Origin of the sequence: Nostoc sp. T09, from assembly GCF_002154695.1 — a bacterium.
Lineage (GTDB): Bacteria > Cyanobacteriota > Cyanobacteriia > Cyanobacteriales > Nostocaceae > Aulosira.
This window is the reverse complement of sequence record NZ_MTAV01000078.1, coordinates 79959-92401: the sequence shown is the minus strand read 5'-3', so window position 1 is coordinate 92401 and position 12443 is coordinate 79959. Positions and strand designations below refer to the sequence as shown.

Genomic DNA, 12443 nt, shown 5'->3' with positions numbered 1-12443 from the left:
TCAACTAGAATACTATGTCAGTTGTCGCTGTACAAACTTCCTTACCATTGGTTGCAACGTACAAAAAACTTCATTTCCTTCGGAATCTCCTATTATTAGCGATCGCCCCTTTAGTGTTTGCAACACCTTTGAAAGGTCAGAATAATACATTTCAGTAGGCAAATTTTCATACAGTTCATCAAGAGAAACTGAATCAGATGCTTTTGCTATGTATTGCAAAATGTTTTTTTCAAATTTACTTAAGGTTTTAGTCAGCGATTTAAGTATAATCTCAATGCCATCTGGTACAACTAGGCTCCTTTCATGTTTATTGAGGAACTCTCGCACATTGCCATCAAATGAATCATGAATCAAAAAAGCTACCAGTTTTAGCGCCAAAGGATTTCCACCATATCTCTGTACTAACTCACTTCCAGTTTGTTCATTAAATGTAAGATCCTTTGGAAGTTCGATATATTTTAAAATATTGCAACCTGCATCAACATCTAATTCTTTAATCTCATAAGCTTTTATTAAACTTGCTGCTGCACCAATATTTTCAGGTCTTTCACGGCTAGTCAATACAATACAACTTTCATGACGTTCCAAGCTTAACTGATGCAAAAAATTACAATAGTCTTTGTAGCTGTCTCGATTTCCATCAGTATGCTTTCCTTCTTCGTATAAGTCTTGTTCATCCAGAATTATTAATATCCGTTGCCGTTTTAACTCTTCTAAAAACCCTTCCACTAAATTGCTCGTTATTTGAGCATTATCTAACGATAAGCGCTCAAGTAAATCAGTCAATAACTTGTCTTTAGGAGTGGTATAAGATAGCTTTTGCCAAATCAATCTGTCAAATTGATTCTGCACCTGTGCTCCCAATTTCACTGCTAATTGAGTTTTACCAATTCCACCAAAACCATAAAGAATCACCCAACGGTAGCGATCACTCAATACCGATTGTTTCAATATTGCTAGTTCCCTATCACGCCCATAAAAGTTAGGCTCAGGTGACGGGGCTGAATTCCAGTTATATTTAGATGTTTGTAAGGAATCAACAATTTCTACCCAATTCAAATCCAATAACTCACAACATCGCTTAAAGGTTTCATTGCCAAGAAGACGTTCTGCATATACAAAAGCTTTCCAAGTGGTTTCTGATATGTGAAGCTCTAATGTCACTTTTTGCAAAGTTTCTTTAGCTAGAGGCTTCAATTTTTTCTTTTCAAGGGCAACTTTAATTTTACGCTTGCCTTCGTCAGATGCCTTCATGCCCATACGTTTTAAATATCACAGTTTGAGGTTATTATACCTAACTAGAATCGACCATAGAGAGAGTGCCTCAAGTATCTGGAGGACGTTTGAGGCTTGGAACGCAGCGACCTAAAAGTAGAACTAGTTATGGGCTAGTTATTGAAACAGCACTAGTGTTCCATAAAAGTAGAAACAACTTGGTGGTCTAAAAAATAACCAAGCTGCCTCTTACTTCCCAACAAACTATGAGGTCAGTATGACTAACAAAACCAACTCTAAACAGACGAACTCTCATGAGCAGCCAAAGACTAAGAAGCTAAGAGCTTCACTTGCCTCAAGAGCCAGAAGTAGTCTAGGAAAAACTTTCAAAGAAACTTCGCCTATTGTTGTTGTTAGCATTATTCTCGGTGGGCTAGTAGGACTGTACGCCTTGTCTATAGTTGCATCATCTGACTGCGGAGCATCTGTAAACTTCAAGTCTTATCCTTCATCTCCTTTGAACTTTCAACTTAAGAAGGAGGCTTGCAAAATTCCGTTAGACACAATGGCTAAATAGTTGAGTTACTTTGGGGCAGGACTGTTTCTGTAGTTTTAGTAAGCGCTATGGGACATTACTTGCCCAGTGACAGCGAAAATGAAAATATTCAGCTTTGGGATGTACAAATCTGTAGTCGACAGCGATCGCTCATGTCTAATCGCTTGTATGAGCTTATGGACATTACGTTGCTCAAAATTTTTTGTCTTAACACACATTTTAAAAACGGCGTATTATAATTGGAGTATGAAGCACATGGGTCCGTCACGGTTTCGACAGGTTGGCGAACGCTGCTCTGTGATTCAGGTCGAGAGTGAGTCTCCTCTCGGAAATCCAAGGCTCAAAACAAAAGTAAATGCGAATAACATCGTTAAATTTGCTCGTCGGGAAGCTCTAGTAGCTGCCTAAACGCCTCTTATAGGTTCGAGCGTCTTTAGTCCGACTCCGTTAAGGGCTAAGGACAAACCCCAACGGATGCTTTAGCAAGTGTTCTCTGGTTGGCTTGCTAGAAAAGACTTAATCAGAGCATCCTACGTTCGGGATAATGAACGATTCCCGCCTTGAGGGTCAGATAGGCTAAACCTGTGAATGAGCGGAGGGTCAATACCCAATTTGGACAGCAGTTCGACTCTGCTCGGATCCACTAAAAATATTGAACAAGTCCACCTGATAATTTGATATCAAGGTGGATTTTGTTTTTAAGTAAGCTGTTATCAGCCTACTGCAAAGTCAGTGTAATGCCGCATCTTTGGAGGGTCAAAGCCCAAAACGATGTCCTGTTTAGGAACACCCAGTTCAACCAATTGATTTGCAATGCCAACCTCCGCTCCATCTTGCTGAACCCAGATTTTGCCATTAGTGATGTCGAGGTGAAGGACAGTACCATACATTCGCTTTGAGCCGCGCCAACCAACGTACACTAGTTGGTAATGGTCGTGTTCGGTATCGAAAATAGTTTGGCCTTGAATACGTTCGTCCCACACCAGTTTGGCGTGTTCGGTTAGCAGGTTTTGGATATGTTTTCGGTATTTATCAATGGTAGCCATCGTTCAATCACCTCCCCATCAATATCGTAAATTAACAACCAAAGATGGTTTTGCTCAGCAAGTCCCTGAATAAATGGAGTGACAAAAAAGCGATCGTAAATATCACTGGAGACTGCTAGATACAAAACTCGTTGTGGTTCTTGGGTGCGTAAGGCTCCTCTATATGCTATGAACTGTCCCAAAGCTGCGTAAAATTCTGTAATTTTTGATAGCCCGACAAAAACGGTTCTTTATGATTGTTGAAAAATGAATGAGTGTACAATAAGTATTCAAGCGGAGGAATAAAGCTTGAAACTGATATTAGTAGCGCCCGATTCATCATTAGCAGCAGCATTTCAAGAACATTTCTATTATTTACCTAATGTTGAAATCGTTAATGACTACTTTGAGTGGCTAACTAACTATGACTGTTTAGTTAGCCCTGGTAATTCATTTGGCATGATGGACGGTGGGTTGGATGCTGCCATTATCAATTATTTTGGTAGTTCCTTGATGGAAAAAGTCCAGCAAAACATACTTGTTAAGTATTTAGGTGAACAGCCAGTAGGAACATCAATGATTGTAGAGACTGGTCATCCATTGCACCCGTATTTGGCTCACACACCGACAATGCGAGTTCCTATGTCTATTATTGGGACAGACATTCCTTATGTAGCGATGTGGGCGATGCTTTTGTCTGTGCGCCAACATAACCAACACTCACAGTACAAGATTAGTAGCATTGCTTGTCCTGGCTTAGGTACAGGAATCGGTAGAGTACTATATAGTGAGGCTGCTAGACACATGGCATTAGCCTACGATCATTTTCTTTACCCACCTAAGCATCTCAACTGCTTTGTTGCAGCTTCAAGACAACTTTTGATTTGGGAAGGAAGGTGTTAAGCTACTAACTCTGTTTTCTTGTAACGATATAACAATTAAATGGGAGAAAATGCGATGTCTAGGACAAGCGACTTTGTGTCTACGCACTCTGCAATTCCCTAAATATCTTCTGGGTTAATTCCCAAATCCCGCAGCTTTTGCGCCAGTCTATCAGCGCGTTCTCTTTCTTGTTGTGCGCGTTCTCTTTCTTGTTGCACCAATTCCTCTGGTGTCAGTAATTTCCGCCCCTCCTGGTCGTACCAGTATAACCACTCTCGCGTTCGTCCCAAGTAAGTACCGCGTTCTCGCCCTATTGCTAAACCAATTTCTGGCATCCACACCCGTGAGCCTGGTTGTAAAATATAGTTACCATCAACTAAGCGATAGACTTCTAAAGGTTCTCTTTTACGGCGATATCTGCGACTAGGTACATAAATTGCATAATACAAAATTCCTAGTTGGGCGTAATCAATCTTTTTCTGTTCGTACTCACCACCATAAGTTTTCGAGACGACTTCTAGGGCTAAGATAGGAACAGTACCCGCCTCTTCCCAAAGTACATAACTTAAGCGCCCCTCTTCTTCGACAAAGCGTTCTACTCCTAAGCTGAGAAATCCATCTGGTACTAATGGCGGTTGTAATGGTGCATAATAAATGCCCATATCTACACCAAAAAACCAGTCAGCACGCTCATTCCATGCTAAAGCCAAAATCGCTTCTAATAAATTAGGGATAAGGTTTTGCAGTTCGTTATCCACTGGGGTATCGTCAGAGTCGGGAAGTTCTGCCGAAGATGGCAGACAGTCAAGGGGGTTGTACTGTGCCATGACAGTCTTGAGTTGGATTAGATGATTATATTTTAAGGTTAAAATAATCAAGCTTCTGAGAATATCCACCTCTCAACAGTCACATTACGCCTGTTACAGATAACATTTATATATGAACGCTACACAAGAACAACTAAAACATAAATTTGAACAGGCCTTGGTGGCTGCGTTTGGCGCTGAGTATGCTGGAGTAGATCCGATTTTGGTTCCTGCTAGCAATCCTAAGTTTGGTGATTATCAGGCGAATGTGGCTTTATCCCTGAGTAAAAGATTAGGAAAGCAACCAAGGCAGATTGCAGCTGCGATCGCTGATAAACTAGATGTATCAGAAATCTGTGAACCGCCAGAGATAGCCGGGCCTGGGTTTATCAATCTGAAACTGAAAACTGCATACTTGGAAGCACAATTAAACGCTATTCAAGCAGATTCCAGATTAGGTGTGCTAACGGCAAAAACACCACAGCGAGAAGTTGTAGATTTTTCCAGTCCGAATATTGCTAAGGAAATGCACGTTGGGCATCTGCGCTCAACTATTATTGGTGATTCCATTGCCCGGATTTTGGAATTTCTGGGACATGATGTTTTGCGGTTAAACCATGTGGGTGATTGGGGTACTCAATTTGGGATGTTAATCGCCTACTTGCGGGAAGTTTACCCAGAAGCACTTACCACTGCTAATGCTTTAGATATTGGCGATTTAGTGACTTTTTACCGTAAAGCGAAACAGCGGTTTGATGCAGATGAAGCATTCCAAGAGACAGCACGGCAAGAAGTTGTCAGATTACAAGCAGGTGCACAAGATACAATCCATGCTTGGAAACTGCTGTGCGAACAGTCAAGGCAGGAGTTTCAGGTAATTTATGACTTGCTGGATGTTAAGGTAACAGAACGTGGCGAATCTTTCTACAACCCCTTACTACCAGGAATTGTGGAAGATTTAGAAAAATCTGGGTTACTGGTAGAAAATCAAGGAGCGAAGTGTGTATTCTTGGAAGGATTTACCAATAGAGAAGGTGAACCTCTACCTTTAATTGTGCAAAAATCTGATGGTGGTTATAACTACGCGACAACAGATTTAGCCGCCTTACGCTACCGGATTCAAAAAGATGAAGCGAAGCGGATAATTTATGTAACGGATGCTGGACAATCAAACCACTTTGCCCAATTCTTTCAGGTAGCACGTAAAGCCGGATGGATTCCCGATGATGTGGAATTGGTTCATGTACCTTTTGGTTTGGTGCTAGGAGAAGACGGTAAGAAATTCAAAACACGTTCCGGAGATACAGTCCGGTTAAGAGATTTGTTAGATGAAGCAATTTCTCATACCCGTGCAGAATTAGAGGCTAGATTAAAAGAAGAAGAACGCGAAGAAACTGAAGAATTCATTAATAAAGTTGCTGAGGTAGTTGGTATCAGTGCAGTTAAATATGCTGACTTAAGCCAAAACCGCACCAGTAACTACATTTTCAGCTACAACAAAATGCTCGATCTCAAAGGCAATACGGCACCTTATATGCTGTATGCTTATGCACGGATTCATGGAATTAGCCGCAAAGGTGGTATCAACTTTGATGAGTTGGGAGATAACGCCAAAGTTCTGTTGCAACATGAAACAGAATTAGCACTGGCAAAATATTTACTGCAACTCGATGAAGTTATTAGTACTGTAGAGCAAGACTTAATGCCTAATCGTTTATGCGAGTATTTGTACGAGCTGAGTAAAAAGTTTAATCAGTTTTACGATCGCGATCGCGGTGTTCCGGTGTTAAGTGCGGAGGAACCTCTGCGGACATCTCGCCTAGTTCTATGCGATCTGACTGCTAGAACCCTCAAGTTAGGTTTATCCCTGTTGGGAATTCAGGTACTAGAAAGAATGTAGAAGTTGGGATTTATGAGAAAGCGATCGCCAATGCTATAAAAAGGCAGAATTAAAGTGTGATCGCTTTTTATCTTTTCATTGATGTAGAGGAATTTCAATCACAAATTCTGTACCATTACCAGGAGTAGAAAAACATTTGATTTTTCCTCGATGTTTTTCTGTAATAATCTGGTAACTAATAGATAAACCTAAACCAGTACCTTTACCAATTGGTTTAGTAGTAAAAAATGGTTCAAATAATCGCTGTTGTAAATTTTCTGGAATACCAATACCATTATCGGTAATGCCAATAATTAGATGTTTATTCTCTATAACTTTAGTTGCAATATGAATCTGAGGATGATTGATTTTTGCTTCTTCTAAAGCATCAATGGCATTCACCAGAATATTCATCAATACTTGATTGAGTTGTCCAGCATAGCATTCTATCAAAGGGAGATTGCCGTATTCTTTGATAACTGCAATTTCTGGACTGTTAGTTGTAGCCTTGAGGCGATGTTCCAGAATCATCAAAGTACTGTCGATACCTTGATGAATATTTACTGCTTTCATTTCTGCCTCATCCAAGCGAGAAAAGTTTCGCAGAGACAGTACAATTTCTGTAATTCGTTTAGCTCCTACTTTCATAGAAGTTAATAAATTTGGCAGGTCTGTCATTAAAAAATTTAAGTCAATTGCCTCTGCTTCCTCTTGGATTTCTGGGACTGGATCGGGATAGTGTTGTTGGTATAGTTGCAGTAGTCTAAGTAAATCTTCAATATATTCATTGGCTGGAGTAAGATTGCCATGAATAAAGTTAACTGGATTATTGATTTCGTGTGCTACTCCAGCTACTAACTGACCCAAACTAGACATCTTTTCACTTTGCACTAGTTGGGATGCTAACTGCTTTGCTTCTTCTTTTAACTGTGCTTCTGAGTGTCTTAATATCTCCTCTGCTTGTTTGCGCTCAGTAATGTCGTGGAGAATAACAACATATTCCCGAAAATCTTGATGGGGTCGGTCTGAAATCGAAAATTCTAGAGTCCTAACGTGACCTTTGTACAGTAGTGTCTGTTCGCTGCGTGTTGTCCACTGTTCTGGGTAGTAGGCTAATTCTGGGAACCATTTATTAAGATGATTGCCCCGCAATTCCAATCGGTTGACGCTAAAAAAAGATTCAGTTGCTGGATTAGCTTGTAGGATAATACCCCGATCGTCCACTGCTAAAATGCCATCTTGGGCCACAGTAAATAAGTGTTCGGCAGCTTCTCGTGCTTCTGCGATCGCAACTACCTGAGGTAAACTTGTCCAACAGGCGATCGCTACCCCAACAAATGCTACTGTCATCAGCAAAACTACAACCAAATTGCCAAAATTAGTGGTAGCAACTTTATTCAACTGCCAACCAAATAAGCAGCCAACTAAAACAGCATTGCACAAAAGAAAAATCAGGATACTCACTTGTAGCATCACAGAATCTTGGAATTGATTTGTCCGCCGTAATTGATATAGCTTAAACCACCAACTAGGGCGAAAAATAGCAATAGCAATGTAGCGCACTAAGGCATCGATTGCTAATACAATAAAGGGAGCTAATAATCCGGTAAAAAAATCTTTCCAACCCCAAGCATAGGCTCCGACTAATAAGATTACTATCTCTAGGAAAAAGATACCCAAAGTCAGACGGGGAAGCACTATATCCAACTTAGCTCGTTGTCGCCATAAACCTAAATGCAGCAGCATGAATGATATAAACCAAGCAGAATTTGCAGCTGCAACGATGTGAGCTACATCTCCCCAAATAAAATAAATCATGCCCAAAATCAGGCTGAGAGCCAAAGATGAACCAAAGACTCCGCGACGTGACACGACAGAAAACACTGGTGCTAAGTGTTTGTCTATAGCTAACTGATAGATGATGCGGGGACTATTAGAAACTGTTGTTGCCGAACCTAATAAACAGGAACCTGCTAGCAAAAAAGTGGCGATCGCTGGGGCAAAATTTCCCCAAAAAGGTGTAGAAGCTGCAACAAAATTCAAAAAAGCATTGTCACTGAGATCTGGGGAAGTTGCTAAACGCATAATTACCCAAGAACCACCCACAAACACAGGTGGCATTAACCAAGCAGCTATGTTTAGAAAGCTAAGAGTTTTATGCGGATCGCGACTATCAGCTACAAAAGAGGTAGCAGTTTCACAACTATAAGTTGTATAGCTCACAAAATAGAACCATTTTGCACAGTCAATAAAACTAAAAGATGACCATTGACTAGGAAAAAAACCAGGGCTATGGCTAGAGAATGCTAAAAATCCTAAACCTTGCAGACAGAAGGTAAATAGCAAAATGAAGGCGGGAATAGCAAAAAACAAATGCAGAATACTTAAAGCTCTTGTACCACTGAAAGCAACAATAAAAGGCAGTAATATAAAGCTAATTTTGAGAATTGCCTCTGGACAGTTAATACTTAATGCTTCAAGATTGACTTTGATAATATCTGTGAGTACAACAGCATTGACCGAGAGAAAGGAAAGCCAACCTAGGAGATATCCAATTGCTGCATAGCGGGCAATCAATGGATGGCGTTGCCAAAGTTGAGTGGTATAGTTAGGAGTTCCTCCAGCTACATCAACTAAATTTCTACCTAAATGCTTCATCTGATAATTCAGCAGCATCCCAACAATCACAGCTGGAACCCAAACAAAAATAGCTTGCGTTCCCAAAGCAGCATGAACTGCCGGCACCACTGATGTCCAGGCAAGATGGGATGTTAGCCCAAAAGCCCAAGTTTCCCAAGAACTCAAGCTTCGTGGCAAATCCCGAAATGGTAATTGATGCAAAGTTGCACTATCAGAATGGGGCATAAGTAGCGGTCTTAAGTCTGTCAACCATACTAGTTAGAGTTCCCACTCTGTAGGATCGATCAACATACCTGGTAGCCTAATAAAGCATGTTCTTAAAAGTCAGTAGTAGCAAAATTAACAAAGCATGGATGGCAAATTAATTGTGTTTGAAGGAGTGGAAGGCTGCGGTAAAGTGCGATTCGTTGGCTAGAAACCACAACCCGTAAGGGCTTGGAGGATTAGCCGCAAGGTTCTGAACCTTGACAACTGAATGACCATGTAGGTGTAAGTCCTACCCCGCAGGTGCAGCGGTGAAAGCACTTCCCCCAGGTTCGAGACTAGCCATCAACGCCTGAAGCGGGGATGAAAAGCGAAAGTACTGAAAGCCCAATCCCTCAGTACCCGCCGAGCAAAGTACCCATGAGTAAAGCAACAGCTTGAAGACGTGTTTGAATCGTCGTTAGACCTAATCAGCGAAATAAGGCTGATACGCTGAAGCCAAAAGGCAAAGGATAAGGAGTTGGCGGTTTTTGCCTCGACCAACTTGCACTTCCGATAAACCCGGCGAATAGCGTCACTCTAAAGGTACATAGTATGGTCATTCGGAACGAAGTAACCTCTCGTATGTTCTCAGGAAGGTCGATGTCCTGAGTAGGTGCTAACCGGATACTACGAGCAGGAAAGATTGAGTCAGAAGCGAAAGCCTGGGGTAATGCCCAGGATATGCAGACAGATTCACGGTGATTTGGAAGATAAAGTCTCAACTAAAGGGTTAAAATGTCTAAGACGAGTTTAAAGACTACGGTGGAATGGCACAAGATTAACTGGCGAAAGCTAGAGCGTCGGGTGTATAAGCTCCAAAAGAGAATTTATCAAGCCTCGAAGCGTGGTGATGTAAAAACATTTCGCAGACTCCAAAAGCTGTTAATGAAGTCCTGGTACGCCAAGGCTTTAGCGGTTCGTAGAGTTACCCAGGATAATCAAGGCAAAAAGACGGCAGGTGTGGATGGTGTTAAATCACTGACCCCAAAGCAACGTCTGGAGCTAATTGAAAAAATACAACTGGGTACAAAGGTCAAACCTACCAGACGAGTATGGATTCCAAAACCTGGTAAAGACGAAAAACGACCTTTGGGAATACCTACAATGAACGACCGCGCCTTGCAAGCACTTGTCAAGATGGCTCTTGAGCCAGAATGGGAAGCGCGATTTGAACCTAACTCATACGGGTTTAGACCAGGGCGCTCGTGTCATGATGCTGTGGAAGCAATTTTCGGGTCAATTAAGCAAAAACCCAAGTTTGTCTTGGATGCTGACATTGCCAAATGCTTCGACCGTATTAACCATAAAGCGCTGCTGAAAAAATTAAATACCTTCCCTAACCTACGCCGACAAATCCGGGCATGGTTAAAGGCGGGTGTAATAGACTCGGAGCAGTTGTTTCCAACATCTGAGGGAACGCCACAAGGGGGAGTAATTTCTCCATTATTGGCAAATATAGCCCTCCACGGGATGGAAGAGCGAATTAAACAATTTGCCGAAACGCTAGATATGAAAAATACCTACGGACGGCAACAAAGCAAAAGGGACAAAAGAAACTCCCTGAGCCTAATTCGCTACGCCGATGACTTCGTGATTCTTCATGAAGACATAACCGTAGTCCAAAGATGTCGAGAAATTATCTCGGAATGGTTACATGACATGGGTTTGGAATTAAAGCCAAGCAAAACGAGACTCACCCATACTCTCAACAAGTATCAGGGAGAAGAACCAGGATTCGACTTTCTTGGTTTCAACATACGGCAATTCACCGTAGGAAAAACACACTCAAAACTTGGCTATAAAACAATCATTACCCCAAGCAAGGAAAAGCAAAAGGTACATTATGACCGAATCGCTAGTATCATTGAAAGCCATAAATCAGCACCTCAAGAGGCACTGATTAATAAACTAAACCCGATTATTAGGGGATGGGCTAATTACTATGCGACCGTAGTAAGTAAGGACACTTACGCGGATATTGACAACCTCATGTACCTGAAACTGAGAGCTTGGGCAAACCGCCGACATCCGAAGAAAAGTGCGGAATGGGTACTTAAAAAATATTGGCTACCCATAGGCAGCTTTAGCTGGGTTTTCGCTACCAAAAAGGGAGAGGAATATTGTCGCCTACTCAGACATGATACTACCCCAATTGTCCGTCATGTTAAAGCTCAAGGCGAAGCATCTCCTTACGATGGAAACCTAGTTTACTGGAGTACAAGAATGGGAAACAACCCAGAAATGCCCATCAGGATAACAAAACTCCTGAAAAAGCAAAAAGGGAAATGCGCCCACTGCGAATTATACTTCCGCGAAAACGATGTGCTGGAAATTGACCATATTATCCCGAAATCGCAAGGTGGAAAGGATGATTACAACAATTGTCAACTTCTACACAGACATTGCCACGACACAAAGACAGCCAACGATGGTAATCTGAGGTACGTATGACAAACGCCAAGTCACTGAGGAGCCGGATGAAGCGAAAGTTTCACGTCCGGTTTTGAAGACCAATGGAATTGGTGACAATTTCATTGAGTTTAATACTAGCCAAATGAAGCTTTGTGCCCAGTGGTTACAAAGTCTAGGTATTTCTGTGGTAATCACTCGTGAACCGGGGGGAACAGAATTAGGTTTGGATATTCGTCGCTTATTGCTGGAAAAAGCGGATAACAAACCAATTGCAGAGTTGACAGAAATATTGTTATATGCTGCTGACCGAGCGCAACACGTTGAACAAGAACTTAGGCCAAATTTAGCAAAAGGGAAATATATCTTATGCGATCGCTACACTGAATCTACTATTGCCTACCAAGGTTATGGTCGGGGTTTGGACATGAGTTTAATTAAGCAACTAAATTATATTGCTACTGGTGGTTTAGAAAGTGACCTAACTCTCTGGCTAGATGTCGATGTGGAAGTGGGACTGGCTCGCAAACGCGGAGATGAGCAAGTATTTGACCGCATCGAACAAGAAACTATCGCCTTTCATCACCGAGTACAGCAAGGATATGTAGAGTTAGCTGCATTATATCCACAACGCATTATCCGGATAGATGGAAGTTTGAGCAAGGAAGCTGTACACCAGATAATTCAGGCAAACTTGCGCGATCGCCTCCAATCTTGGCTTGCCTTTTAGATCAACTCGTAGCATAGTAATATTTTTAATTTTACACAGGATGCATAAGTATTAC

General features: G+C 41.6%; 8 protein-coding genes, 1 other RNA gene and 1 pseudogene. 5 read left to right on the top strand and 5 right to left on the bottom strand.

The features are described from left to right. Positions 1-12 precede the first annotated feature (12 nt). Positions 13-1254 (bottom strand): NB-ARC domain-containing protein, encoded by a 1242-nt coding sequence (locus BV372_RS16755; protein WP_179198121.1) that lies wholly within the window; start codon positions 1252-1254, stop codon positions 13-15. A gap of 774 nt (positions 1255-2028) precedes the next feature. Here BV372_RS16755 and ssrA point away from each other — a divergent pair. Next, positions 2029-2417, top strand: a transfer-messenger RNA (tmRNA) gene (gene ssrA, locus BV372_RS16745). Positions 2418-2484: 67 nt separating this feature from the next. Here the strand turns inward: ssrA and BV372_RS16740 are convergent. Further along, the gene (locus tag BV372_RS16740) at positions 2485-2817 is read right to left on the bottom strand and encodes a XisI protein (RefSeq protein ID WP_086687626.1); all 333 of its coding nucleotides are present in this window, start codon (positions 2815-2817) and stop codon (positions 2485-2487) included. Further along, a pseudogene (locus tag BV372_RS16735) lies at positions 2772-3026 on the bottom strand (element excision factor XisH family protein); the annotation flags it as partial. The gene BV372_RS16740 and the pseudogene BV372_RS16735, both read right to left, overlap by 46 nt. A 79-nt stretch (positions 3027-3105) precedes the next feature. On the opposite strand from BV372_RS16735, the gene BV372_RS16730 reads away from it, so the two are divergent. Further along, the gene (locus BV372_RS16730) at positions 3106-3699 is read left to right on the top strand and encodes a macro domain-containing protein (RefSeq protein WP_086687624.1); all 594 of its coding nucleotides are present in this window, start codon (positions 3106-3108) and stop codon (positions 3697-3699) included. A 98-nt stretch (positions 3700-3797) separates the two neighbouring features. On the opposite strand, the gene BV372_RS16725 is transcribed toward BV372_RS16730, so the two are convergent. Beyond that, positions 3798-4505, bottom strand: coding sequence for a Uma2 family endonuclease (locus tag BV372_RS16725; RefSeq protein ID WP_086687623.1), 708 nt, complete (start codon positions 4503-4505; stop codon positions 3798-3800). 112 nt (positions 4506-4617) lie between these two features. Between BV372_RS16725 and argS the strand changes: the two genes are divergently transcribed. Further along, a complete protein-coding gene (gene argS / locus BV372_RS16720; protein ID WP_086687622.1) occupies positions 4618-6384 on the top strand; it encodes an arginine--tRNA ligase in 1767 nt (588 codons plus the stop codon). Positions 6385-6459: 75 nt separating this feature from the next. Here the strand turns inward: argS and BV372_RS16715 are convergent, their stop codons facing one another. Beyond that, a complete protein-coding gene (locus BV372_RS16715) occupies positions 6460-9228 on the bottom strand; it encodes an ATP-binding protein (protein ID WP_086687621.1) in 2769 nt (922 codons plus the stop codon). A gap of 756 nt (positions 9229-9984) precedes the next feature. Between BV372_RS16715 and ltrA the strand changes: the two genes are divergently transcribed. Together ltrA and tmk are read left to right on the top strand one after the other, a co-directional pair. Next, a complete protein-coding gene (ltrA, locus tag BV372_RS16710; RefSeq protein ID WP_086687620.1) occupies positions 9985-11700 on the top strand; it encodes a group II intron reverse transcriptase/maturase in 1716 nt (571 codons plus the stop codon). Positions 11701-11803: 103 nt separating this feature from the next. Beyond that, positions 11804-12388, top strand: coding sequence for a dTMP kinase (gene tmk, locus BV372_RS16705; RefSeq protein ID WP_086687659.1), 585 nt, complete (start codon positions 11804-11806; stop codon positions 12386-12388). Positions 12389-12443: the final 55 nt, after the last annotated feature.